The organism is Streptomyces zagrosensis, from assembly GCF_014203645.1.
Lineage (GTDB): Bacteria > Actinomycetota > Actinomycetes > Streptomycetales > Streptomycetaceae > Streptomyces > Streptomyces zagrosensis.
Map to the genome: position 1 here is coordinate 271,593 of NZ_JACHJL010000005.1, position 23,480 is coordinate 295,072.

General features: G+C 68.2%; 23 protein-coding genes. 8 read left to right on the forward strand and 15 right to left on the reverse strand.

Going from position 1 to position 23,480, the window contains the following annotated elements; all coding sequences use genetic code 11:
- Positions 1 to 81 precede the first annotated feature (81 nt).
- The 3 genes from FHS42_RS12385 to FHS42_RS12395 form a co-directional block, all read right to left on the reverse strand.
- Positions 82 to 1,080, reverse strand: a complete 999-nt coding sequence (locus FHS42_RS12385; RefSeq protein WP_221476396.1) for a hypothetical protein — start codon at positions 1,078 to 1,080, stop codon at positions 82 to 84.
- A gap of 768 nt (positions 1,081 to 1,848) precedes the next feature.
- Positions 1,849 to 2,466 (reverse strand): LuxR C-terminal-related transcriptional regulator, encoded by a 618-nt coding sequence (locus FHS42_RS12390; protein ID WP_221476433.1) that lies wholly within the window; start codon positions 2,464 to 2,466, stop codon positions 1,849 to 1,851.
- Positions 2,467 to 2,483: 17 nt separating this feature from the next.
- Complete coding sequence (locus tag FHS42_RS12395; protein WP_312866848.1) at positions 2,484 to 4,307, reverse strand: sensor histidine kinase; 1,824 nt, start codon at positions 4,305 to 4,307, stop codon at positions 2,484 to 2,486.
- 324 nt (positions 4,308 to 4,631) lie between these two features.
- Here FHS42_RS12395 and FHS42_RS12400 point away from each other — a divergent pair, with 324 nt between their 5' ends.
- Positions 4,632 to 5,225 (forward strand): L,D-transpeptidase family protein, encoded by a 594-nt coding sequence (locus tag FHS42_RS12400; protein ID WP_184572065.1) that lies wholly within the window; start codon positions 4,632 to 4,634, stop codon positions 5,223 to 5,225.
- A gap of 1,211 nt (positions 5,226 to 6,436) precedes the next feature.
- Here the strand turns inward: FHS42_RS12400 and FHS42_RS12405 are convergent.
- The gene (locus FHS42_RS12405; protein WP_184572067.1) at positions 6,437 to 7,825 is read right to left on the reverse strand and encodes a uracil-xanthine permease family protein; all 1,389 of its coding nucleotides are present in this window, start codon (positions 7,823 to 7,825) and stop codon (positions 6,437 to 6,439) included.
- 366 nt (positions 7,826 to 8,191) lie between these two features.
- Here FHS42_RS12405 and FHS42_RS12410 point away from each other — a divergent pair, with 366 nt between their 5' ends.
- Positions 8,192 to 8,926, forward strand: coding sequence for a DUF5995 family protein (locus tag FHS42_RS12410; RefSeq protein ID WP_221476397.1), 735 nt, complete (start codon positions 8,192 to 8,194; stop codon positions 8,924 to 8,926).
- Positions 8,927 to 9,021: 95 nt separating this feature from the next.
- Here FHS42_RS12410 and FHS42_RS12415 read toward each other — a convergent pair whose 3' ends face one another.
- From FHS42_RS12415 to FHS42_RS12445, 7 genes are all read right to left on the reverse strand, one after another.
- Complete coding sequence (locus FHS42_RS12415) at positions 9,022 to 10,737, reverse strand: flavin monoamine oxidase family protein (protein WP_184572069.1); 1,716 nt, start codon at positions 10,735 to 10,737, stop codon at positions 9,022 to 9,024.
- A gap of 183 nt (positions 10,738 to 10,920) precedes the next feature.
- The gene (locus FHS42_RS12420; RefSeq protein ID WP_184572071.1) at positions 10,921 to 11,727 is read right to left on the reverse strand and encodes a carbon-nitrogen hydrolase family protein; all 807 of its coding nucleotides are present in this window, start codon (positions 11,725 to 11,727) and stop codon (positions 10,921 to 10,923) included.
- Positions 11,728 to 11,994: 267 nt separating this feature from the next.
- Positions 11,995 to 12,135: a lasso RiPP family leader peptide-containing protein gene (locus tag FHS42_RS12425; RefSeq protein WP_184572080.1), complete on the reverse strand. Its 141-nt coding sequence runs from the start codon at positions 12,133 to 12,135 to the stop codon at positions 11,995 to 11,997.
- A 90-nt stretch (positions 12,136 to 12,225) separates the two neighbouring features.
- A complete protein-coding gene (locus FHS42_RS12430; protein ID WP_184572082.1) occupies positions 12,226 to 12,627 on the reverse strand; it encodes a DUF6463 family protein in 402 nt (133 codons plus the stop codon).
- Complete coding sequence (locus FHS42_RS12435; protein ID WP_184572084.1) at positions 12,624 to 13,007, reverse strand: DUF2867 domain-containing protein; 384 nt, start codon at positions 13,005 to 13,007, stop codon at positions 12,624 to 12,626. Before FHS42_RS12435 ends, FHS42_RS12430 begins: the two co-directional genes overlap by 4 nt.
- A 130-nt stretch (positions 13,008 to 13,137) precedes the next feature.
- Entirely contained in the window at positions 13,138 to 13,701 is a 564-nt protein-coding gene (locus FHS42_RS12440; protein ID WP_184572086.1) for a TetR/AcrR family transcriptional regulator, read from the reverse strand.
- A 335-nt stretch (positions 13,702 to 14,036) separates the two neighbouring features.
- The gene (locus FHS42_RS12445) at positions 14,037 to 14,393 is read right to left on the reverse strand and encodes a hypothetical protein (protein WP_184572399.1); all 357 of its coding nucleotides are present in this window, start codon (positions 14,391 to 14,393) and stop codon (positions 14,037 to 14,039) included.
- Positions 14,394 to 14,436: 43 nt separating this feature from the next.
- Between FHS42_RS12445 and FHS42_RS12450 the strand changes: the two genes are divergently transcribed.
- The 4 genes from FHS42_RS12450 (at position 14,437) to FHS42_RS12465 (ending at position 16,879) form a co-directional block, all read left to right on the forward strand.
- Positions 14,437 to 14,622 carry a hypothetical protein gene (locus FHS42_RS12450; protein ID WP_221476398.1) on the forward strand — a complete coding sequence of 62 codons (186 nt, stop codon included), beginning with the start codon at positions 14,437 to 14,439 and terminating at the stop codon, positions 14,620 to 14,622.
- Between the two features lie 150 nt (positions 14,623 to 14,772).
- Positions 14,773 to 15,291 carry a MarR family winged helix-turn-helix transcriptional regulator gene (locus FHS42_RS12455; RefSeq protein ID WP_184572088.1) on the forward strand — a complete coding sequence of 173 codons (519 nt, stop codon included), beginning with the start codon at positions 14,773 to 14,775 and terminating at the stop codon, positions 15,289 to 15,291.
- Positions 15,292 to 15,437: 146 nt separating this feature from the next.
- On the forward strand, positions 15,438 to 15,911 hold the full coding sequence (locus tag FHS42_RS12460; RefSeq protein ID WP_184572090.1) for a hypothetical protein: 474 nt from the start codon (positions 15,438 to 15,440) through the stop codon (positions 15,909 to 15,911).
- A 101-nt stretch (positions 15,912 to 16,012) separates the two neighbouring features.
- Entirely contained in the window at positions 16,013 to 16,879 is an 867-nt protein-coding gene (locus FHS42_RS12465) for an NmrA family NAD(P)-binding protein (RefSeq protein WP_184572092.1), read from the forward strand.
- 710 nt (positions 16,880 to 17,589) lie between these two features.
- On the opposite strand, the gene FHS42_RS12470 is transcribed toward FHS42_RS12465, so the two are convergent.
- The 3 genes from FHS42_RS12470 to FHS42_RS12480 form a co-directional block, all read right to left on the reverse strand.
- Complete coding sequence (locus FHS42_RS12470) at positions 17,590 to 18,045, reverse strand: Lrp/AsnC family transcriptional regulator (RefSeq protein WP_184572094.1); 456 nt, start codon at positions 18,043 to 18,045, stop codon at positions 17,590 to 17,592.
- Positions 18,046 to 18,464: 419 nt separating this feature from the next.
- A complete protein-coding gene (locus tag FHS42_RS12475) occupies positions 18,465 to 19,166 on the reverse strand; it encodes a class I SAM-dependent methyltransferase (RefSeq protein WP_184572096.1) in 702 nt (233 codons plus the stop codon).
- 98 nt (positions 19,167 to 19,264) lie between these two features.
- On the reverse strand, positions 19,265 to 20,029 hold the full coding sequence (locus FHS42_RS12480; RefSeq protein ID WP_312866849.1) for a TetR/AcrR family transcriptional regulator: 765 nt from the start codon (positions 20,027 to 20,029) through the stop codon (positions 19,265 to 19,267).
- Positions 20,030 to 20,140: 111 nt separating this feature from the next.
- Between FHS42_RS12480 and FHS42_RS12485 the strand changes: the two genes are divergently transcribed.
- A complete protein-coding gene (locus tag FHS42_RS12485) occupies positions 20,141 to 20,437 on the forward strand; it encodes a DUF1330 domain-containing protein (RefSeq protein WP_184572098.1) in 297 nt (98 codons plus the stop codon).
- Between the two features lie 447 nt (positions 20,438 to 20,884).
- Positions 20,885 to 21,736, forward strand: coding sequence for an alpha/beta fold hydrolase (locus tag FHS42_RS12490; RefSeq protein ID WP_184572100.1), 852 nt, complete (start codon positions 20,885 to 20,887; stop codon positions 21,734 to 21,736).
- A 112-nt stretch (positions 21,737 to 21,848) separates the two neighbouring features.
- On the opposite strand, the gene FHS42_RS12495 is transcribed toward FHS42_RS12490, so the two are convergent.
- Positions 21,849 to 23,285 carry a GuaB1 family IMP dehydrogenase-related protein gene (locus FHS42_RS12495; protein WP_184572102.1) on the reverse strand — a complete coding sequence of 479 codons (1,437 nt, stop codon included), beginning with the start codon at positions 23,283 to 23,285 and terminating at the stop codon, positions 21,849 to 21,851.
- Positions 23,286 to 23,480: the final 195 nt, after the last annotated feature.

Here is a 23,480-nt window from a genome sequence, read left to right on the forward strand (position 1 = left end):
ACACACGGAGGCTAGGAGGGTGCGGCGAAGCAGGACCAGGGCCGTTAGGTCAGGCGGCGGCGCGCGTGCGGCAATACTGTTTCACCGCGCGTCGCGGGGCTGCTCCTCCGTCCGCACCGGCACAGCGGGCCAGGCCCAGCGCATGCCCACGATGCCGGCGGGGACATCCGACTCGGCGAGCAGGGCCGTGTCGGAGCTGCCGATCCACAGCTCGCGGAGGTTCCCCTCGGGTGCCGACACGGTGCGCCGGTCATATCGGCGGCATTCAGCAGGCACGGCGCTCGGCGCGAAACGCACCTGGAGAACGAACTCCCTGATCGGCTCCGCGAAGCGGTGCTCGTAGTTGACCATCGGCACGCCCTGCGGAAAGCACCACTCGTACTCCACCAGGGCTCGCTCACCGACGTTCAGCACACGGTCGAGGATCAGTTCGGCGGCGGTGACACCTGCCGACTGGTCCACCTGAACCCGCCCTACCCGGCACTCCCTGAGATAGCCAAGCGCCGCCGGGTTGTCGGGTTGCTCCTCTGCCACGTACACCACGCCACAGCGGGAGACCCGGTCCGCGTTGGCTTGTACGAGCTCTCGCAGACGAATGGACCAGGCTTGTCTGTCCCCGGCGACGCTGACGGTGACGTGTGTGCTGATGCGGCGCAACGCGCCACGCGCCATCGGCACACCCACCGAGTGCAGCAGGTCGATGGGGCGCGCGTCGCCGAAGAGCTTGCCGGCGTCCATCCGTCCCGGCAGGTGTCCGATCCACCGACCGCGCAGGCGCCGCGGCCCCAGTAGCGAGAGCAGGGAGTCAGGGGGCAGCGTCAGGAAGCCTTCCAACACACGCACGGCCTGTAGCGAAGTAGGCCGCTCGGGTCGGCTACGGCCCCGACGCCAGTAGCTGAGGGTCGGCACACTGACCCGCACCCCCTCCTCCATCAGCCGAAGTTGGAGTTCTTCCAACGTCAGGCCGCTGGCCTCAATCGCCAAGTTCAACGCGGCCGAGAACGGGCCGCTTCGCAGCGCCTGCCGCAGTTCCTGGCACACACGGTCATTGGCACCACCCACACCGCGCGCGACCGGCACAACGCCTCCAGAACGTGCGACCGACGTATCGAACCGTGCTCCGTCACAGGCGCACCTTCCACCACCGTTTAACAGTTTTGCCGATTCCTGCGCGGGTGCACAGCCCCGCGAGGCGAAGTCAGGAGCGAGGCGGCTGGGGCAACCACTGCCGTCAACCGGCGAATTGGCCGCGGTTCGGTGTCATTCTTCCCCCTGTGAGCGGTTGGGGGAGAAGCGGACGAGTCCGGCGTTGGGCTCTATGACCTGGCTTACGGGAGGGGTTGTGGATGTGATGTCGAGCTTGGGTCATAGGTCGCGTTCCGCGGAAGTTGCAGAAAACCGGGGTCCCGCCCGATAAACCCGCAGGTCACTTACTCTGCTCCCCGCGCACGCGGGGACGGACCCGAGCTCGAAGCCCCCGGCCGGCCGAAGGCCCGATCCCACCTCAAGCACGCCTTCGATCACGGCGACGACGAGACCGAAGGGGCCGCCGCAGAACGCTAGCGATGGGGCCTGGCCGTGACCAGTTCGTGGAGACGACCGGCCATCTGTCCCAACACGGCCCGGCTGCTGGCTCTGTGGTGGTCAGTCGGCTAGGGGCACGCGGATAACGGGGTCGTAGGGGTGCTTGTTGAAACCGGTGCGCACGTTGCGGCACTTCGGTGCCTCGCACATGAAGTACCCATCGACGTTCTTCTGGCCCGTTTGGTTCTTGAGCCAGATCTTCTCGTTGTCGGTGAGGGGCCGGTGCGGTTCGTCGGTGTCGCAGGCGCTCGTGTCGGGCCCGCGTCATGCCTCAAGGTAGGCGAGCACCGCGAGAACGCGCCGGTGGCCTTCCAGGTCGGGCTCCAGGCCCAGCTTGGTGAATATGTTGCGGACATGGGTCTCGACGGTCTTGCCGCCGACCCCCAGGTGCCGGGTGATGGACTCGTTGGAGCGGCCCTCGGCCATCAGGGTCAGCACCTCCCGCTCGCGCCGGGTGAGCATCTCCAGGGCGCTGGTCGTACGCCGCCGCCCGAGAAGGCGACGTACGACCTCTGGGTCGATGAAGGACTCGCCCGCAGCCACGCGCTCGATGGCCCGCGTGAGTTCGGCGAGGTCGGCGATGCGGTCCTTCAAGAGGTAGCCGAAGCCTGTTGGCTCGCGGGACAGGTCCCGCAGGGCAGTGCCGGTCTCGACGTACTGGGAGAGCAGCAGCACTGCCGTCTCAGGGTGGAGCGACCGTATCTGCGAGGCCGCCCGTATGCCCTCGTCAGTGTGGGTCGGGGGCATACGGATGTCGACTAGCGCGACGTCGGGGCTCAGCTCGGCGACCAGGGTGAGAAGGTCGTCCGCGTTGCCGGCCTGGCCCACGACGGTCAAGCCCGCGTCCTGCAGCAACCGTACGAGCCCCTCGCGCAGCAGCATGGAGTCCTCGGCCACGATCACTCGCACGGCAGTTCCGCCCGTACACGTGTCCCGCCGCCGGGCGGACTGGTCACCCGCAGGGTGCCGCCGGTCGCAGCTACCCGGTCGGTGAGGCCGCGCAGACCGCTCCCGCCCGCCGGGTCGGCACCACCGATCCCGTCGTCGATGACCTCGATCACCAGCCGGTCGCCGACGGACTCCGCGATGGCCTCCCGCTTTGCGAACACGCTCACCGCATCCGCCTTCGAGTGCTTCATCGCGTTGGACAGCGTCTCGGCGACGACGAAGTACGCGGTGGACTCCGTCAGTGGGGTGAAGCGTCCCGGCTCGACCATGACGACGACGGGGATCTCCGCCAGTGCCGCCAGAGCGGTGATCGCCGCCGCGAGACCGTCGCGGGTCAGAACAGCGGGGTGAATGCCGCGGGCCAGGTCGCGCAGATCGTCCACAGCCTGCCGCACCGCCTGGTCGGCTTCGGCCACCGTCCGGCGCAGTGGCCGGTCGGGTGCCTCCCGGGACAGCGCGGCATCGAGCCGGCGCAGCGTCATCAGGGCGAAGATCAGCCGAGTTTGAGCCCCGTCGTGCAAGTCGCGTTCCAGTCGCCTGCGCTCCTCGTCCACCGCCTTCAGGAGACGGGAGCCGAAGGTCGTCGCCTCCTGCGTCCGCCTGGCGACCTCCGCCCCCAGGCGATTGTTGCGCAGGCAGAGGCGGACCGAGCCGCTGACCGCGAGCATCAGCTTCCTGTCCTCCTCAAGTGCGGTGTCGTGCACGAGCACCACCGTGGGTTCTCCGGCGGACTCCTCGACGGTGGTGGCGGTCAACCCGCTGCCCGGGCGCGGCAGTACCAGCCGCCGTCCGTCCGCATCGACGTAATCAGACTGCTCGCCCTCCCCGCTGCTCGGCGACCGCAGGCCCAGACGGAGCGAAGGATCACCGAGCAGCCGGACCAGCGCGTCCTGCAGCCGCCGCGGTGTCGGGTCCGCGCCGACTTCGATGACGAGGTTGCCCACGTAGGCCCGCCGCAGGCGCATGCGCAGCAGGCCGATCAGAAAGCTGACCGGTATCAGAACCTGGCTCGCGTCCGATGGCCAGATCAGCACCGCGTCCGCCGCGCCCAGGGCGTCCGGGCCCAGTAGGTGGATGATCTCCCACCCGACGAAGGCCACGGTGACGGAGAGTGCCACCCAGGCCGGCATGAGGATGCGCCGCCGCGCCGGGCAGCTCACCCGCCAGCGGCGAACGAGCGCCACCAGGCACAGGAGGGTGAGCAGCGCTCCCGCCCAGCGGTAGACGAGATCGACGACCTCGAACAACCGCGGTGCGGAGTGCAGCAGCACAAGGTTCACGCTCGGCCCGCAGCCCTGACAGGACAGATACGTGGCATCGTCGCTGGCGGCCGGGTCGTACAGCATCACCCGCAGCAGCCCGCCGAAGACCACCAGGCCGTAGCCGACCGCCACCACGCCCCGGTCCAGGGCGGTGGCGAGCCGTCCGTCGGGGAAAGCGAGCAGCAGATGCGCCAGTACCGCCAGGTTCAGCGCCTCTCCCCACGCGCCGATGGTGAACAGCAGTGGTACGCCGGTGCCTTGCAGATTGCCGAGGTACCACGTGACCCCTTCGGCCAACATGAGCCGGCCCGTGCCGTTGGCCGGCCTCCGCCACCAGGCGATCAGTCCGGCGCCCGCATAGGACCAGCCCACCGATAGGTCTCGTACGACATCGGCCCACGCCGCTCCGGCTCGGAGGTAGCCCCACGCTCCGCAGATGCCGACGCCCAGTGCGGCCGTGGCCCAGCACGCCGGTGACCAGCGGAAGTCAGGCCTCCTCTGGCACCCCTCCACGGCGCCGACCCTATAGGGCGGGTCACCCTGGGCGGAGAGGAACAAGCCGGGCGTACGCAACCGGTCAACGAGCGTTGGTGGCCGATCCGGGAAATCAGGGCCAGCCCTGATGCTGCCCTGGCGGCGGGTGCATACGTTGTGGCCACGCGGTTCTTGGGGGTGGCCGGCCCGGTGGGGGCGGGCCTGTAAACCTGTCGGGCCTTCAGGCCGTCGCACCTTCACAGCTCAGTTTCTGTGTTGGTTTGTCACCGTGTCGGCCGCTTTCGGATTCAGCCGAATCTTGCCGCCGTTGGGTGATACATACATGACTGGAAAGGAGACACCGTGGCTTCACGTACACGGAACCTATCGCTCACCGTCGCGGTCGCCCTGATGGCCGGCTTCACGGCCACCGCCACCGCAGCACCCGCGCAGGCCGCCAAGGCCGACTCCACGGCCACCGCCACAGCATCCGCGCAGGCCGCCAGCAGCTACAACTTCCTCTACTTCAACAAGAACTCCGGCAACCAGACCAAGTCGACCCTCACCCTGTACCGCTACATCGCGTCGAGCGACCGGACGGTCAAGCTCGACTCGTGGCGAGCCGGTTCCGGCTACACCAAGAACACCTGCGCTCTCAACAAGGGCTGGCTGCCGAACGGTACGTACAAGATTCCCTCATGGCACAAGAAGTTCAACGGCACCAAGATCAAGGGGTATGTGGTGAGGCTCTCGAACAAGCGGTGCCACAACGGCACTCCTCGCACCGAGCTGTTCATCCACAGCGAGATGACTCGGCTCGGCTACCAGGGTTCCACCGAGCCGTGGCGGTGGGACGGCCCTTCGGACTACAAGTCGAACGGATGCGTCAAGCTCCACCCCGCCGACATCAAAGAACTCTTCCGCTACGGCAAGCCCACCAAGCTGATCGTCGGCTGACCCACCGACCGGACGCCGGGCCCGACTTGGGCCGGGTGTCCGCGTACGGGCGGGGCTGCACAACTGCGGCTGACCCCCGGCACCCTACGTGGGTGCCGGGGGCACCGCATCCCGCCTGCGCCCAGGGAGAGGAGGACGATCCTTCGGCTGAAGCCCATGGAGCGTCTCGCCGCGTGGCGCGCCCCCCTCGCACCGTTGCCGTGCGGCTGGGGATGGTACGGCGGGCCGCTCAGAGGGCTTGTTCCTCCTTTTTCTCCTTAGGCGACACCGAGCTTCCACGGGTCTGTGGATTCAGCGGAAAGGAGGAGATCACCTGAGCACGGAATGTCTGCGAGCGGCTGTGGCGCTTCTGGTCGGCGGGCAGCCGTTCGGCCGCGCCGCCGTCTGCTCACCTCAGTGGGCGGCGACGCCAGTCGAGGGACGTCGGCGGGGAGAGAGGCAGGACCGGGCGCGGTACAGGCGTGCGGGGTGGCGCCACCGGCCGGAGACGTCGCGGGCAGGAACAGACGCCAGTTAACCGCCGCCTAGGCACCGTGGGAAGCCAGGTACTAGGAGAACCCCGGCCTGGCAGTCGGTGACCTTGCCCGGTGCCGGTGTACTGCCTGTTCACGCAAGCCACGCGGCCCCGTCCTTGAGGAACCGGTGTCATCAAGGACCAGGAGGAACCGGTGTCATCAAGGGCCAGCGCGCTGGGTTTGATGACCGGCTGCATACGCCAGGCCAGACGCGCCCGCACATGCGCCGCCATCCCACGGGCTGCACGTGACGAAGTGGGCCACGCGGCCTACCGGTTCCCATCCTCGCCCAGGCGGGCGGCCACCGGCTCCACCGACTTGCGCCCGCCGTCCGGCAGCGGACCCCGCAGGTATGCCCCGCCCCACCGCCGCCGCAGCACCGCAGCACCGCAGCACCGCAGATAGTTGCGAAGCTCGACGGAGACGGCCCAAGGTTTTTCGGCTCGCTCGTGCAACCGGCCGTCGTCGAGTTTTCGGTTACCGATGTTGAAGGCCGTGGGCCCGCGGGCGTCGAACGCGCGGCTTCCCCCGAGGGCGGCGTGAGTGATTCCGCTTCATCCGAGCACACGAATTCCTTCCTCTCGGGGCGGCGGGGCGTACTGATGTCGGCGATAGGTGGCCGTCGTCAATGCCGCAAACCAGGAAGACAGGAAGACAGGAAGATCGACCCTCGCGTACGTGGGGCCTTTATCGCCCTCACTCCGGCGTGGACTTAGCTCCCGCGTCGTAGTCCGTGGTTCCACCATCGAGGAGCGCCGGCTGGTGGGTGCCCGTGGCCTTCGACAACCACCGAAGGGCGTGATAGCCGGTGAGCACGATGAGTGTTCCCAGCGCAATGCCGCTCAGCTCGAAGCTGTCAGTGAACTTCAGCGTGACTCCGCCGATGCCGATGATGACGCCCGCGGCGGTCGGCACCAGGTTCAGGGGCTGGGCGAAGTCCACCTTGTTCCGCACCCAGATCTGAGCGCCGAGTAGGCCGATCATGCCGTACAGGATCACAGTGATCCCGCCCAGCACGCCCCCGGGGATCGCGGCTACCACAGCGCCGAACTTGGGGCAGAGGCCAAAGAGGACCGCGAAGCCTGCTGCTGCCCAGTAGGCCGCGGTCGAGTACACCTTCGTGGCGGCCATCACCCCGATGTTCTCGGCGTACGTTGTCGTAGCCGGCCCGCCGACCGCCGTGGACAGCATCGTCGCGGTGCCGTCCGCGGCGATCGCGGTGCCCATCGTGTCGTCCAGCGAATCACCGGTCATTTCGCCGACCGCCTTGACGTGCCCCGCGTTCTCAGCGATCAGCGCCACAAGGACGGGCAGCGCGACGAGGATCGCCGACCACTCGAAACTCGGAGCGTGGAAGGTCGGTGTCCCGATCCAATCCGCCGTCGTGACGTTGGAGAAGTCGATGCGCCAATGGTCGGTCACCTTGCCCGAGCCATCTGCCGAGTGGATCTTGCCTGCGGTGCGGTCGAGGACCCACGACATCACGTACCCGAAGACCAGGCCGAGGAAGATCGCGATACGCGCCCAGAAGCCCCGCAGGACGACCAGGGCGAGACCGGTGAACAACATCGTGGCGAGTGCTGTCCACTGGTCTTGCGGCCAGTACGTGCCAGCCGTCACAGGCGCGAGGTTGAACCCGATCAGCATGACCACGGCACCGGTCACTGCCGGCGGCAGGACCGTGTGAATGATCTTGCCCCCGATGACCTGAATGATGAGGCCGCACAGCGCGAGAACCGCACCCACCACGAACAAGGCGCCGGTCAGCGTGCCGGCGTCGCCACCCTGGCTCGCGATGACGGCGGCGACTCCGACGAAGGAGAGCGACGATCCCAGGTAGCTGGGCACCCGCCCGCGCGTCAGCAGCAAGAAGGTGATCGTCGCCACACCGGACGCCATCAGCGCCAGGTTCGGGTCCAGGCCCATGAGCACGGGGGCGACGAAGCACGCGCCGATCATCGAGACGACGTGCTGGGCACCGAGCCCCACCGTCCGCCCCCACGACAGCCGCTCATCCGGCTTGACGACTTCGCCCGGCACCAGGTTCTTGCCGTCTCCGTGCAGCTTCCATCCGAGGCCCACCATGTTCACTCTCCACATTCGCACCGCTCTGCGCACCGCAGAACCCGGGTGATGATGAGTGGACCACCCCGTCAGAGGCAAACCGAGCCGGAAGCCCACGCAGTGCGCAGAGTGAATGAATTGCCCACCTTTCGCCATTCGTATGAGCATTCCCACGCCGGACCAAGATCGTAAATGTGCCTATATGGACCTTGATCAGTGCCGCGCCGTGGGTGCTCCCCGTCGTGCCGTACGCCCCGTTTCGGCACCCGACGCCGCCGCCGGGCCCCTTGCCCCTCACGGGGTCCGTGGCGGAGGCGGTTACTCCGTTGTGAGGAAGCGGCGGTCGGGGGCTGCCGGTTGGGCGGTCGGGCTGGGACGCTAGCCCGCATGACGCAGGCCGAGCAGCGATCCGTTCCCCGCCCCGCCCCCATCCGCTCCTCCTTTGACCAGCTGCCCACCGTGGAGCAGGTGTTGCAGCGGATGTCCGTGCTGGAGCGCGCACTGCCCGAACGGGACGGGGTCGCCGTCTTCAACGGCGTGTACCTCTCCGTCACTCGGGAGGTCGAGGACCGGCTGTCGGCCGGGCATTTCCACCATGGGCCTGCGGCCGAGGAGCTGACGGTCCGGTTCGCGGCCCGCTATCTGGCCGCCGTGGATGCCGCGGCCAGCGGCGGGCGTCCGGCCGCCTGTTGGCGACCGCTGTTCGAGTTGCGGCAGCATCCGGCGGTAGCTCCGGTGCAGTTTGCGCTGGCCGGGATCAATGCTCATATCGGCAACGACCTGGCCCTGGCCCTGCGTGACACCTGCCATCACCTCGGCTGCGAACCCGCGACGCTGGAGAGTGACTTCGACCGGGTGGGCGACGTGCTGATCGGCATGGAGGAGCGCGTCCGCGAGGAGCTCATGCCCGGCCCCGACCTACTCGACATCGCGGACCCGCTCACCCATCTGGTCGGCGCCTGGAGCCTGGACCGGGCCCGCGACGCGGCATGGGCTTCCTTTCGCGCACTGTGGGGGCTGCGTGAGTTGCCGGAATTGGCCGATGAGTTCGCGGACCGGGTCGATGCGAGCGTCGGCCTGGTCGGGCGCGTACTGCTGACGCCGCTGGGCGTGGTGGCTTAACGGAACGGCGGGAGTGCGGCCCTGGGCACAACCAGGCCGCGCTCCGCGGCCCGGGCAAGGACTCCCGGGCCGTGCCCGGTCACGTCAGGCGGAACTCAGTCCTCCGGCAGCTCCACCGGCGCGATCTCGTCGTACACGTCGCCGGGCCCCGGGTTTGTGGCGTCCGTCGCCCCGCCGAAGTGCCGCAGTACGCCCCACACCGCGTTCAGCGCCGTCTGCACCGCGCCTTCGGCCCAGCCCGCCGTCCAGGAGATGTCGTCGCCGGCGAGGAAGAGGCCGCGCTTGTCCGCGGGCAGCGCATCCTGCATGAAGTGGGTGAACAGGCGCCGCTGATAGCGGTAGTGGCCCGGCAGATTGGCCTTGAACGCGCCCATGAAGTAGGGCTCGTTCTCCCAGGAGACCGTTATGGGGTTGCCGGTGATGTGCTGGCGAATGTCCACCTTCGGGTAGATCTCGCGCAGCGATTTGAGCATGACCTCCATCCGCTCGTTCGCCGACAGCGGTAGCCACTTGAGGCTGTCGTCGCACCAGGTGTACGACAGGCAGATGACGGCGGGCTCATCCGGCCCGTTGTCCAACAGATAGGTGCCGCGCGTCATCCGGTCGGTGAGCGTCATGCTCATCACGTCCCGGCCCGTCTCCTCGTCGGTGTCCAGCCAAAACGGCCGGTCCACGGGAACGAAGAGCTTGCTGGACTCCATGTAGTGCGTGCGCTCCATCGCCGTCCAGTGGTCGATGGGGAAGAGCGCGTCATCGCACTCGATCTTGGAGAGCAGCATCCAGCTCTGCGCCGTGAAGACCGCCGCGCGGTAGGTCCGGATGTCGCCGGACGCGTCCGTGACCGTGATCCGGTTGCCCGCCGTACGGTGCAGCCTGGTGACCGCGGAGCGCGGTGCGCCGCCGTGCAGGGAGCTCAGCGAGGTGCCCTGCGCCCAGTGTGTGATCTTGCCGGGCGCGCGCTCCCACAGCCGTTCGGGCAGTTGCTGGCTGCCGCCGACGATGCCCCGGTGGTCGTCGTCCGCACCGGTGTAGACGACGCGCAGGATCTCCAGGATGGAGTTGGGGAAGTCGGTGTCCCAGCCACCGGTGCCGAAGCCGACCTGGCCGAAGATCTCCCGGTGCCGAAAGGAGGCAAAGGCCGGGGAGTCGCACAAGAACCCGTAGAAGGTCTGGTTGTCGAGTTTGTCCACGAGTTGGGCCCAGATGGCGCGGATGGTGGGGATATCGCGCTCGCGAATGGCCCGCTGCATGGCGGAGAAGTCCGCGCCCTCCTCCAGGCACGCGTTCCAGGCGTCCATCACCTGGTGGTAGACGTCGGGCAGGTCTTCCAGGGTGCGCGCGTAGTGCGACTGACCCTTGAGGTCCACGACGGTGGAGGGCGTGTCGGGGGCGAGCGGATTGGGGAAGGGCTGGGTCTTGAGGTCCACCAGGTCGATGTAGTGCTGGAGGGCCGTGGAACACGGCGGGAAACGCATCGCGCCCATCTCGGCGATCAGCGGCTGGCCGTCGCTGGTGGCGCTGCCGTCGAAGCGTGCGGTACGCAGCCGGCCACCGATTTGATCGGCCTCGTACACGACGGGCTTCAGACCCATCTTCATCAGCTCGTACGCAGCGACGATGCCGGACAGACCGCCGCCGATGACCGCGACCTCGGCGCCGTGCTCGGTAGCCGGTATCTGGCCGAGCCCGGCGGGATGGGCGAGGTAGTCGTCGTACGCGTACGGAAAGTCCGGCCCGAACATGGTGACCGGCGGCTGCGTGGGCTGCGGCGACTGCTCGTCGTGGACGGCGGTGGGCACCGTGGACGTCATGGGGTACGGACTCCTTGCGTGAGGGCGCACGGCGGTACGCGAAGATGATGTGCGTGCGGTGGCGAGCATCCACGGGCCTGTCTCGCGCCAGCTCGGCGCACCTCGCGCCCTACCAGTCACCCCAGGTCACAGGGCGCGTCAAGGTAAGGGCAAGCCGGCTCAGGGGATCAGGGGATCAGGGGATCAGGTCAGGGTGGTGTAGAGCGCGGGCCGGCGGTCATGGAGGTAGGGGTTCGCCTGCCGTGATGCGGCCAAGAACGCCGGATCGACGTCGGCGGTCAGCAATTCCGCCCCGTGGCCCGCGCGGGCCCTGGCAATGCCGTCGGGCCCGGCCAGGCAGCTTCGGCCGATGAAGTCGAACTCGCCCTCGGGACCGCAGCGGTTGACGTACGCGACGTAGAGCTGGTTCTCGAACGCGCGGACCGGAACGAGCGATTCGGCGACGAACTGGAACGGGTGCATCTGCGCGGTGGGGACCAGGAGCAGTTCCGTACCGGCCAGGGCATGGGCGCGGACGTTTTCGGGGAACTCCACGTCGTAACAGATCATGACGCCGACGCGCAGCCCGCCCAACTCCGCGAGTTCGACCTGCACAACGGGTGTGTGCCCGGGGGCGAACGAGCGCTGCTCGAAGGCGCCGAACAGGTGCGTCTTGCGGTAGTTGAGCAGCCGCTCGCCGCTCGGGCCTATCAGTTGGGCCGAGTTGAAGAGCTGCTCGCCCGCACGCTCGGGGTAGCCGTAGCAGATGGCAAGGCCGTGCCGGGTGGCGGTGCGCGCAAGGGCGTCGGCTGCGGGGCCATCGGCCGGTTCGGCAAGTTCGCTTATGCGCTTGCCGATGGCGTATCCGGTGAGGAACATCTCCGGAGCGACCAGTAGTCGAGCACCGGCAGCCGCGGCGCGCGCGGCGGCCTCCTCCAGGAGGCGCAGATTGTGGCCGACGTCGCCAGGTCGTCCCGAACTCTGTAGCAGGGCGATGCGCGGCGTGGTCATGGAACCCCTCGGGCGGTGATGCGGCGGGCACAGGGGCCACGGCGGTTTGAGTCGGCTCTTAGACGGTACGGCCCGCCCCTGACACCGGACAAGGCGCCTGTGTTGCGCGTCGATAAGGGATTCATTGCGCGTGCGGGCCGATTGGCGGCGATTCGTTGCGTACTGCGTTTTCGCAGGTGGGGTGGGTGGCGTCAGCCTCTGGGTGGAGAGTGCGGCGATCGGCGCCACCCCCGTGGTGGCATCGCGGGTCATCCGGGCGCCCTGGGATCAGGAGGTCTTGTACTGGCTGTCGGCGGCGGTGTCGAAGGTCTGCGTGCCCAGCGTCACCACGACCACGGCGCCCACATCCAGCACGACCGGCGTCTCGTAACCGGCCGCGACCTCGGTGATCTCGACATTGTGGTCCATGTACGAACCTGTTTCACGACGCGTCTCCGGGCGTCCCGCGACGCCGGTGGACGGCCGCACTACCCGATGCCCGAGCGGCCCCGGGAGCCTTTAGGCCGCCGGCGCCGCGGCGCCGGCTCGGGACGGCCGAGCGGCAATCACCGCGAGGACACCCAAGGCGATGACCAGTACGGCGCCGGACACGGGCTCGACAACGAAAGCGATGGTCCCCATCGCCAGGAGGTAGCTGCCCACCTGCACGGGCAGCCGCCCCACCTGCCTGACGGCCTGCTGAGCCATTGTCCCGAGCGCGAGCAGACCGATGCCGGTGATCAGGAACCAAAGGTCCCCATGTCGTTCCGCGGCGATGACATCACTCTGGCCGCGGACGGTGTCGAACAGACCGTCCCTGAGCATCGGCAGCCAGCTGTTCGGGGCGGCGACGGCGTACGCGAAGTGCAGTACAGCGGTGGCGATGATGAATTGTGGGACCAGGCGTGAAAGTCGGCTCATCCGGGCGACCTCTCATAGTTGGCGACTGCGGCAATCAGGCGCCGCATGATCAGAGGGTGAAAAGGCCTGATCAGGTGGGAGTAGAGCGGGCACGTCCAGCGGTGATAGTGCACGCCTGTGAGAAATCGGAACGTATTGTCGGGGCCCGGTCCGGTCCGTTCGCGATTCACGACGAGGGGCACGGTCATCTGCGTGTCGGCGGCCGTGAGCACGACGAATTCCTCTTCGTCAACGGCAGTCACCGCGCAGAAGGCGATCTTGTCGCCGGTGCTGAAACTGAGGCGATCGGGGAGCAGGCCATCGGTGGCTGTGTCGCGGGGTGGTTGATGCGCAGCATCCGGGCGAGTGCCCCACGGGCGAGGAAGAGCGCCTTCAGCCACCAGGGACGCCAGGGCATGACCACGCTCACACATTTCCGAGGGGACATGGCAGGTCGAGCATGTACTTGATCAATGTGGTCGGCCGCCTGGACGTAGCGTTGCAGATCTGCGCGTAGCGGGCTCATCACGTCTACCGACCCTGCTCGGTCGAAGGCTCGCGTGAGTCTGCCGCGATCGCCCGCAAGCAGATTTCCCGGAGGTCCTCGGCGGTCAAGTAGGCGGCTAGTTGCCGCCCGCCGATCAGGAGCAGGTACAGGGTCTTTGCTCGGGTGAGCGCTTCGTCCGCGGAGCAACCGAACTCGCGCCACAGGCTGCTGACGTAGTCCAGGCGCGCTTGGTCGATGCGATCCTGGACAGCGCGCACGGCTTGGTCTTGCATGCTCCATGCGCGCACCGCTCCCTGAAGCCCCGTTTGGACGCCCGGCTCGGTGGCCAGTTCCACCAACCGTCGCAGTTTGTGGATGGGGTCCTGCTCGCCATCGGTTTCGGACGCCGCGATCAAAGAAGTGGTGCTTTCCCATTCGTAACGGGACAGCACTTCCCCCTTGAAAGCGTCGTAACTCTTGAAATGGTGATAGAAGGAGCCTTTGCTCAGCCCCATTTCGGCGGACAACCGATCGATGGTCAGGTGAGCCGAACCCTCATCTGTCAGCACCGCGACCGCAGTGTCGATCCAGTTGCTTTTACGCGCCATCTCAGGACCGTACCATACGGTACGGTACGGTACGGCGATCTAGCGTCCGCCCGCGTCGTAGCCAAACGCGGCGTGGCCAGCCGCGTTGTTGCCAGCGCTCTAGGCGGGGTCGTTCGCGGCCGGCCGTGGTGTCCGGGTGCGGGGTGGGGTGTCCAGGGAGCCGTTCCGGGTGACGGTCCGAGCGCGTCAGGTAGCCGCGTCGAGGGTTGGGGGTGGACACGGCCCTTGAGGCCTAACGCTCGGAGAAGCACCGTTGTCCAGGATCTGAACCGCTCGACGATCCGCTCGTACCCCGAAGCCATCCGCTCCTTCTGTCACGTCGCCACCGATCCCATCTACGAGTGGGCCAGCACATGCGAAGATCGGTTCGGCTCCCATCCGATCCAGATCGTGCACGAGTGAACACCGCGGTGCACGTCCAGGAGAACGAATACGACGCGAAGAAGCGTGCCTTTACCGAGGCCGAACTGCACGCCTTCTTCGCCCGCTGCGACGACGAGGTGGCCCGCATCCGGGCCTTCGGCCGCAAGGGCTGGCTGCCCGTGTTCCGCGACGCGACCGACGTTGTCCGCAGCGACGAGCAGATTCTCCTCCGCCTCGGCGAACCGCCATCCCCAGTCCCCGAACCACTCGCGGAATTGGTGGTTCGATGGATCGACAGCCGGGACAACATGAACACCGCGACCAACCACGCCCCCCCGATGGCTCTTCCCCGGCCGCCGCGCAGGGCAGCCGATGCACCCCGACGTCCTGGCCGCACTTATCAACGACATCGGCATTCCCACCACCGCCGGCCGTACGGCTGCGATCCGACAACACGTTCTGGAAATGCTCGCACCGGCCGTCGCCGAGGCTCTTGGCTACCACCGAGTCACGACAGCCAAGCTGACCTCCGAAGCCGGAGGCACCTGGAGTCGATAAGCCGCCGGTGACCACTGGCGGTCGCCGCCCGGGTGGACCCCGCGGAGAACCGGTGACAGTTGAATACGCGAGCCACCAGTAGCTGTACCGCTGCCCCAAGCGCCGCCATCCACCTTGACAGCCCAAGTAATTAGCCGCCATATTAGTTGCATGACGAGGAACGGAATCGATGGCGAGGCGCCCACACTGGACCAGGCCAGGCGGCAGGTCGAGCACTACGGCCTGGAGGTCGATCCGCAGGCGGTGCTGGTCGCGGTGCGCCTGATCTCGGCGGGCGCGAGGGTCGGCCGGGCGGCCGAAGCGCACTTTGCCAGGTTCGGCCTGTCGACGGGGCGCTACCGCCTGCTCGCCGACCTCGAAGACCACGGCGGGGAGAAATCCCCCTCGCGCCTTGCAGCCGACCTCGATGTCTCCAGGGCCACGGTCACCGGCCTGCTGGACGGCCTTGAGCGCGAGGGCCTGATCGCCCGCCGCGCATCCACGGAGGACGGCCGGGGCACGGTGGCCGTCCTGACCGCGCGCGGTGCGCAGCGCCTGCGCGACATGGCGTCTGAGCATTTCGGGCGGCTTGAGGCGATGGTGGGCGGGCTTTCCGTCGAGGAGCGTGCGACATTCCTGGATCTGCTCGCCCGCGTTGTGCGCGGCAGTACGGCCCTGGCCGCTGACTGACCCGGTTTCCCAGCTGGTTTGGCCCCGCCCTCCGGGTAGGGCCCTCTTTACGAGATTATAGTTAGCTGCCTAATTATATTGCGGAGCAGGCCTGCCGCCCCGCCGCGACCCTTCACTTCCCTCACGCGAACGAGAAAGAGGCCAGCATGCCCATAACGAAGGACACAAGCAGCCGAAACCGGGCAGCCTCCCGGCCATCCCGGCCGTTCACCCTGTGGCGCGAGGTGCTGACCGCCTACGCCGCCCCCGCGCTGATGGCCGGCACCGCCGGGATCGTCACCGGGCAACAGGACCTTGCCGTGGCCGCCTGCACCTCCATCGCCGGCACCTCCGCCGTGGTGGCGTTCCTGGTCGGCACTTGGCTGCGGAACGGCGGGCAGCCCCGACGGTGGACCACCACCACGCCTCGCGTCGCCCTGACCACCGCGCTCGTCATCACCGCCGCCGGCGCGGCGGCCCTGCTGGGATGGTTCACCGCCCAATGGCTACCCGCTCACGCCCCGATCCCCTCTACTCCGTGGCTGGAGCGCCTGCGCAGCGACCTGCCCGTCTCCGCAGCCCTCGCCACCACCATCGTCACCCTGCGCTGGCGCAGCACCATCACAGCGTCCCCGACATAGCCGAACCCGGCACCGGGCCCACCCGCCCCACGAGCCCAAGCCCGACCGAGCCCACCCCGGCAGCACCCGCAGCCGGGAAGTAACCAAGAAATGAGCAGACGATGATCGTTGTCATGGGAGCAACCGGAGCGACCGGGAACGCCCTGCTCCACAGCCTCCTCGCACTCGGCACACCCGTCCGCGCACTGACTCGAACCCCGCACAGGCCGATCCCCGGCATAACCGGCGCACACCAACCGCCCGTCGAGGTTCAGTACGCCGACGCCGCCGACCCTCACTCCCTGCACACCGCCTTCAAGGGCGCCGGCCAGCTCTTCCTCGCCATGGCCAACAGCCCCGCACAGGTCGAACTCGAAACCCGCGTCATCGACATCGCCGCCCACACTGGCATCGGACACATCGTCAAGATCTCCGCACCCGCCGCCGAACCCGACTCCCCGGTCGCGATCTCCCGCGGACACCACGCCGTCGAGGAACACCTGCGCGCCAGCGGCCTCACCCACACCATCCTGCGCCCCTACGCGTTCATGCAGAACCTCTTGCGCCTGGCCCCCACCGTCGCCCAAGGCGTCATCCTCGGCACGACGGGCGACGCGCCCTGCAACCACATCGACTGCCGCGACATCGGCGACGTCGCCGCCGCCGCCCTCACCAGGCCCGACATCGCCGGCGGCACCTACACCCTGACCGGACCCGAAGCCGTCTCCTACCCCGACCTTGCTTCACGACTGACCGCCCTGACCGGCGATCAGATCCGCTACGTCGGCCTCACCCCGGACGAACTGCGCCACAACCTCATCCACAACGCCCACATGCCCGCCTGGCTCGCCGACCACGTGACGGAGATCCTGCAACTCGCCACTACCCGACCCGAAACCCCCACCACCACCGTCATCGACATCCTCGGCCGCCCGCCCCGCACCCTCGACGCCTTCCTGCACGAACACCACGCCTACTTCCGCCGATAGGACGCCGCCTCAAGCCTGGGCACGAAACTGCGAACCGTCACGCCGCACAAGGCGGATGATCAGTCATCGGCTCGACGGTGGGCGAACCAGGTGAATGTCCGCCCGGCCAGGCACACGTGAAGCGCCGACACACAGCTGGTGATCACACGGTCACCACTGGTTGGGTTCCGCGGAGAACTGGTGACAGTTGAATCCGAGAGCCACCAGTCTCGACCCCGGATGCGTACAGGTGATCAACCCGCGGCGTGATGTGCCGATGCCTGCCGGGCGGCACGATGGTGATCGTCGCTGAAGCCGGACGAGCAGGCCGCTCGCCCACCGGTCCGTAGGTGCCTCCCATGAGACAAGGGCCGCGGCACGCCACATCGGGTCGGCTACCGCTGGGCCATCACCGGCGACCCGCCTGCCAGCAAGGATCTGCCGCGGTGCGTGAGTTCGACGCCGATCGAGACCGTGGAAGAAGGCGACTTCACGGTCGTCCCGCTGGTCGCCAGACGCTAACCGCACTCCCCCATCGCCGCACCTACGCCCGCCCCGCGTAGCTCACCCACCCCGCGCACCTCACCCACCTCGGGCGCCCTGCGCGGCGGCCACCGCTTCGCGCACGGATCGCGACACGCGGTGGCCGCTCTCAACCGTTTCCGACCAGGTGGCCGTGTCGCCCACCGGTCGGCGGATTCCATGGGGCCGCGTTGCCCGCCGGTCGGCGGCTACGTAGGGGCGCCCGAGGTGAAGCGCCGAAGCAGGGGCGACAGGACCAGTACCGACTTGGTCCGCTCCACGAAGGGCTCGCCCGCGATGCGTTCGAGCACCCCCTCGAAATGCCGCATATCGGAGGCGAAGACCTGCACGATGGCGTCCGCGTCACCGGTGATGGTCGAGGCGGACACCACCTCGGGGTAGCGCGAGAGGCCGCGGCGGATGTCCTTCGGGGAGGTGTTCCGCCGGCAGTACAACTCGACGAAGCCCTCCGTCTCCCAGCCCAGCGCCACCGGGTCCACGCGTACCGTAAAGCCGGTGATCGCGCCCTCGGCGCGCAGCCGATCCACGCGGCGCTTCACGGCGGGCGCGGACAGCCCGACCTCGGCGCCGATGTCGGCGTACGAGCGGCGGGCGTCCTCGGCAAGAGCGTGCACGATGCGTTCGTCGAGTGGGTTCAGTCGCACTGCGGATGGTTCTTTTCTGTGCGGTAGCCGGCCAAAAGCAGCCGGTGGACGGATCTACGGATCAGGGCCATCGTCACACGAAACGCCCGGAACGGCCGTTGATCTTCGTACGCACCGCTCCGTGAACGGTGCGCCTGCGGCCCCACGCCCACGGGCGAGTCGCCTACGGGCGGGGACTGCCAGCCGGGCGCGGGCGCTTGCCGGCCGGGCCTCAGTGGGCGCCTACCGGCGGGTGCCTACCGGCGGGGGTGCGTACCAGCGGGGCCGTATCGGCCGATATGCCGGCAGGTGCGTGCCGGCGGATGCCGCTGGACTGGCTCGCCTCGCGCCGGCGCGTGCGCGCCGTTGCACGAGCCCCCACCGACCGCACCCCACACGCCACAACCCACACGCCATGCGGCGCTCAGCCGCGCGGCGCCTCAGCCGCGCGGTGCCGGTACGGCCCGTACCCAGCTATGGTCATCCGTCACATACGCGTCCAACGCGAGTCCGGCCGCCCCGAGTTCCGCCTCGAACGCCGCGTCGGGCAGTACCCGCGAGACGAAGGAGTGCGTCCACTCGGCGCCCTCGTACGCGTACTCCATCCGCACCGCCACCCGGTCCGTGCCCTGGTGTTCCACCGACGCCAACCGGATGCGCTGGCCGCCGCGCTCCCACTCGCGGGGCACTGTCGCCTCCTCGTGCCAGCGGTCGTTCTCGCGCTGCACCAGTACGCAGCCGTCGGGCTCGACGTGTCGCGCGCACGACCGCAGCAGCGCCGAACACAGCGCCTCATCCGCGGTATTCACCAAAAACGAGCCGAGAAGTACCACGTCGAATCGTTCCTTCAGGTCCAGCGTCTCGATCGGCGAGCACACCGTACGGGCGCCTTGGACGTAAGCCAGCATCTCCGGCGACTCATCGACGGCAACCACGTCGAAGCCGCGCTCGACCAGCGGTCTGGTCACCCGGCCCGCGCCGGAGCCGAGTTCGAGCAGTCGGGACCCGGCCGGGACCGTGGAAGCCACGATCTCCGGTTCATCGCCCGCGGGTAGCCTGGCGTACATCTCCACGGCGCAGCCATCCGGCGTGATGGCTCCCGGCCCCGTTCCCTGGTGTCCCTCGCGTGCCTTGGCGTCCATCCAGCCATCACAGCACGCACCCCCGCGCCGGGGACAGACCTCGTCAGGCGCTCCCTTTAGTGCCCCAGTGGGCCCGGCGGGGAGCCGGCCGTGGACCGTCAGGTGGCCGGGGTGATGACGTTGCGCTCGTCCGTGCCAGCGCCGCTCGGGGCAGGAGCCAGAGAACGAACGAGGTCGAGCATCTCCGCGCGGTAGAGCACCGCCGGATCGTTGCACACCGCACGCAAGTGACCGTGAATTTCGAGGGTCACTAGGCCGTGTAGCCGGCCCCAGACGCGCAACGCTCGGGACGCTACAGCGGGCGAGAGGTCCGGAACTTCGGCGCGCACTGTGGCCAGGTAGCCGGCCGGGAAGTCCGACCAGTCGGCTTCGGCCGCGGCCTCGGGCGAGTACGGAAGGGGCGAACAGGCAGCTGCCACCAACCGGTTGAGCCCACCGCAGATGCGCAGGGCGGCCTCTTCCACCGGCCCCTGCTCGGGCTGTTGGTAGCCGGGGATCGGATCGCCGTAGACGAGTTGGAAGCCTTGGGGGTTGGCCATGGCCCACACCCGAAGGGCCTGACCCCAAGCCAGCAGGCGGTTCTCGGGGTGGGCAGCCGGCACGGCATCGCGCGCCCGCTCCAGCGCGTCGGCGAGCGAGGAGCTGATGTGCCGGATCAGCGCGGTGATCAGGTCGTCGCGGGTGGCGAAGTAGCTGTAGATGGCCCGCGGAGTCATGCCCATCTCCCGGGCGATGCCACGCAGCGAGATCGCCCCGGGCCCCTCGGAAGCCATCTGGTGGAGAGCGATCTCCAGAATCTGCCGAGTCGCCTCGACCCGCAGTCGCTCTCGTCGGCTCATCGCCTTGTCTGGTGCCTCGCCCACTGGCCCATCCCGCCTCGTCCTCGTTGCGCTATCTTCGGTGTTCCATAAGTATACGGCGTGTCATGTTTCTTCGCCGCATACCCACGGCGACCGGACCGAACGGAGCTCCACATGACCGCTTACGTGCTGGTGGAAGCAGAGGTATTGGACAAGGAACGGGCCGACCGCTACCGGGAGTTGGCGGAGCCATCGATCTTCCGCTACGGCGGCCGGTACCTGATCCAAGGCACCGTCCCGCAGGCCGCGGAAGGCACCTGGCCATCGGCGCGCGTAACGACCGTTGTGGAATTTCCGAATATGGACCGGCTCAAGGAGTGGTACGCCTCGGCCGAGTACGCGCAGGCCAAAGCGGCGCGCGAGGGCGCCATAGAGGTGCGCCTGCTGTTCGCCGAGGGCAAGGCCGCGTAACGAGGCAAAGCCGCATAGCGGGGCAAAGCCGCATAGCGAAGCCACCGGGACGGCCGCCGAGTAGCCGAGGGGGGTCCCTCACCCCTCGGCTCTACCCCTCGGCCCTACCGAGCGCGCGCTTGAGGTCGCTTCAGTGGGCGTGCTGAAGCGACTTTCGGCCTGTCGGGAGTTGGTTCGCGCCGAGTGAGCCGGTGGAGCATGACGTCGGCCACTGCCCAGCGGATCATTGTCTCGGAGTGGGCCAGGTTGCGTTCGTACTCGCACGCTAGGCGGCGACGCATCGTAATCCAGCTGACCGTGCGCTTTGCCGCCCAACGCTTCGGCCGGACCGGGGACTTGGAACTGCCCAGTCGCATCTCCTGCCACCGGGCCAGCAGGAGACGGTTCGCCTGCATCGTCGAAGGGTTCACCGACTGCCACGGTCCGCTCCGAACTTCGAGGTCAGCAATGCTCCGAGCCAGCGCCTTTGGCGAACCCGCCCTTGCCGCCGTCAGGGACGGCCGGCAGCTGCATTACGTAACGGCCGGTCACGGCGACCCCCTCGTGGTCTTCGAGGCGGGTGGTAACGGTTCTCGGACGACATGGGGGCTCATCCAGGGTGAGGTCGCCCGGACGACCGCCACCCTCTCCTACGATCGGGCGGGTTTCGGCCGCAGTGAACCGGACAGCGCTCCGCGCACCTTCGACCGGATCGTTGATGATCTGGAGGACCTCATCAGTGCCGTGTCCGATGGCCCGTGCGTCCTCGTTGGCCACAGCCTGGGCGGTCCGATCTGTCGTTCCTTCGCCCGCCGCCACCCGGACCGGGTGGCGGGGCTGGTCCTGGTGGACCAGGCCGCGGAGGATTGCGGCTTCTACTACAAGAAGTCCTTCCAGCGCCTCGGCGCCGTCTCGAACCGGCTGTTCACCACACCGATGGCCCGGATCGGCGTACTCGGCGCCCTCATCAGGCGTCGGATGTACGCCGATTTCCCCGCCGAAATGCTCGCGGAGATCCGGTCGGAAGAGTTCTCCCCGGCGGCGCTGCGTGCCCATCGAGCGAAGATCCGGCAGCTGGCACCGGGGCTCGCCGCGATGCGTTCAGTGCGCGACGCGGACTCCCTGCCCGACGTGGCCGTCACCCTCATCTCGGCACGCCGCGGCTCCGGCGGCATGTGGTCCGAACTGTCCGCGAGCCACCAGCGGCTGGCCCAGGCGCTGCCGCGCGGCGAACATGTCTGGGCCGAGCGCAGTGGGCACATGGTGCCGATGGAGGAGCCGTCGGCCGTGGTCTGTGCCGTGCTCAAGCTCCTCGGCTGACCCGCGTCGGGACTCTGTCGCGAACCGGCACCATGCGCGGCGCCCAGCCGGGCGCCGACCAGCACAACGGAGGCACCGTGTGCGGGAGCCAGGCTGGGGCGCGCCGCGCTGACTACCAGCTCGCGTGCAGCGGCTTGCCCTCCGCGTAACCGGCGGCACTTTGCACCCCGACCACCGCGCGCTGGTGGAACTCCTCCAACGAGCTGGCGCCCGCGTAGGTGCAGGAGCTGCGTAGGCCCGCGATGATCGAATCGATCAGGTCCTCGACGCCGGGCCGTGCCGGGTCGATGAACATCCGCGAGGTGGAAATGCCCTCCTCGAACAGGCCCTTACGCGCCCGGTCGTAGGCCGAATCCTCGCTCGTACGGTTACGCACGGCGCGCGCGGAGGCCATGCCGAAGCTCTCCTTGTACAGCCGCCCATCGGCGCTCTGCTGAAGATCGCCAGGCGACTCGTACGTACCGGCGAACCACGAGCCGATCATGACGTTGGACGCGCCCGCCGCAAGCGCCATCGCCACATCGCGTGGGTGCCGCACGCCGCCATCGGCCCATACGTGCTTGCCGAACTTCCGCGCCTCAGTGGCACATTCGAGCACCGCGGAGAACTGCGGGCGGCCGACGCCGGTCATCATCCGGGTCGTGCACATGGCACCGGGTCCGACACCGACCTTGATGATGTCGGCACCCGCCTCGATGAGGTCGCGTACGCCCTCGGCGGCGACGACGTTGCCCGCGACGATCGGCACCCGCGGACCGAGCGCGCGAACCGCCTGCAAGGTGCTGATCATCGACTCCTGGTGGCCATGGGCGGTGTCCACGACCAGGGTGTCCACACCGGCGTCGAGCAGGGACTTGGAGCGCCCGATCGCATCGCCGTTGACGCCCACGGCGGCGGCGATCCGCAGGCCGCCGGCGGAGTCCGTCGCCGGCGTGTAGAGGGTGGCGCGCAGCGCGGCCTTGCGGGTCAGGATGCCGACCAGCTTGCCGTCCCGGTCCACGGCCGGGGCGAGCTTGCGGTGCGCGGCGTCGAGCTGGTTGAAGGCAACCCGGGGGTCGATGTCCGCGTCGAGAACCATCAGCTCCTTGGACATGACCTCGGACAACTGGGTGAAGCGGTCCACACCGGTCAGGTCGGACTCGGTGACGATGCCGACGGGGCGGCCATCGCACACCACGACGCCCGCGCCGTGCGCCCGCTTGGGCAGCAGGGACAGCGCATCCGCGACGGTCTGGCTTGGGGCCAACACGATGGGTGTGTCGAGCACCAGATGCCGGGTCTTGGTCCAGCCGATGACCTCGGTGACGACATCGATCGGAATGTCCTGTGGGATGACGACGAGGCCACCGCGGCGGGCCACCGTCTCGGCCATCCGGCGCCCGGCGATAGCGGTCATATTGGCGACCACCAGCGGAATGGTGGTTCCGGTTCCATCGGGCGAGCTGAGGTCCACGCTCTGCCGGGAGCCGACCGCGGAGCGGCTCGGCACCATGAACACATCGTCGTACGTCAGGTCATGGGACGGTTGCACGTCGTTCAGGAATCGCATACTAACTCTCTCACCTGCGGTTTTACGGAAGGGCGGGTGGGGAGTCAGCACCGGTCCAACGCCGCTTGGCGATGCGAACCGGACTGCGGCTCCTACGCCATCATCACCGATCGGGCACAGAAGTAGCGAACCACCATTCGTATCTATGGACCTTCCGCCGAGTCGCACGCACCCACTGTTGTAGCTTCACCCAAA

What these genes read in the sequence shown, in the direction of transcription:
- FHS42_RS12390 (WP_221476433.1), bottom strand. Translation starts at nt 2,466, where the DNA reads ATGCTGCTGCGCGAGGGGCTCGTACGGTTGCTGCAGGACGCGGGCTTG.
- FHS42_RS12405 (WP_184572067.1), bottom strand. Translation starts at nt 7,825, where the DNA reads ATGGTGGGCCTCGGATGGAAGCTGCACGGAGACGGCAAGAACCTGGTG.
- FHS42_RS12410 (WP_221476397.1), top strand. Translation starts at nt 8,192, where the DNA reads ATGACGCAGGCCGAGCAGCGATCCGTTCCCCGCCCCGCCCCCATCCGC.
- FHS42_RS12415 (WP_184572069.1), bottom strand. Translation starts at nt 10,737, where the DNA reads ATGACGTCCACGGTGCCCACCGCCGTCCACGACGAGCAGTCGCCGCAG.
- FHS42_RS12420 (WP_184572071.1), bottom strand. Translation starts at nt 11,727, where the DNA reads ATGACCACGCCGCGCATCGCCCTGCTACAGAGTTCGGGACGACCTGGC.
- FHS42_RS12425 (WP_184572080.1), bottom strand. Translation starts at nt 12,135, where the DNA reads ATGGACCACAATGTCGAGATCACCGAGGTCGCGGCCGGTTACGAGACG.
- FHS42_RS12430 (WP_184572082.1), bottom strand. Translation starts at nt 12,627, where the DNA reads ATGAGCCGACTTTCACGCCTGGTCCCACAATTCATCATCGCCACCGCT.
- FHS42_RS12440 (WP_184572086.1), bottom strand. Translation starts at nt 13,701, where the DNA reads ATGGCGCGTAAAAGCAACTGGATCGACACTGCGGTCGCGGTGCTGACA.
- FHS42_RS12450 (WP_221476398.1), top strand. Translation starts at nt 14,437, where the DNA reads ATGCACCCCGACGTCCTGGCCGCACTTATCAACGACATCGGCATTCCC.
- FHS42_RS12455 (WP_184572088.1), top strand. Translation starts at nt 14,773, where the DNA reads ATGACGAGGAACGGAATCGATGGCGAGGCGCCCACACTGGACCAGGCC.
- FHS42_RS12460 (WP_184572090.1), top strand. Translation starts at nt 15,438, where the DNA reads ATGCCCATAACGAAGGACACAAGCAGCCGAAACCGGGCAGCCTCCCGG.
- FHS42_RS12465 (WP_184572092.1), top strand. Translation starts at nt 16,013, where the DNA reads ATGATCGTTGTCATGGGAGCAACCGGAGCGACCGGGAACGCCCTGCTC.
- FHS42_RS12475 (WP_184572096.1), bottom strand. Translation starts at nt 19,166, where the DNA reads ATGGACGCCAAGGCACGCGAGGGACACCAGGGAACGGGGCCGGGAGCC.
- FHS42_RS12485 (WP_184572098.1), top strand. Translation starts at nt 20,141, where the DNA reads ATGACCGCTTACGTGCTGGTGGAAGCAGAGGTATTGGACAAGGAACGG.
- FHS42_RS12490 (WP_184572100.1), top strand. Translation starts at nt 20,885, where the DNA reads ATGCTCCGAGCCAGCGCCTTTGGCGAACCCGCCCTTGCCGCCGTCAGG.
- FHS42_RS12495 (WP_184572102.1), bottom strand. Translation starts at nt 23,285, where the DNA reads ATGCGATTCCTGAACGACGTGCAACCGTCCCATGACCTGACGTACGAC.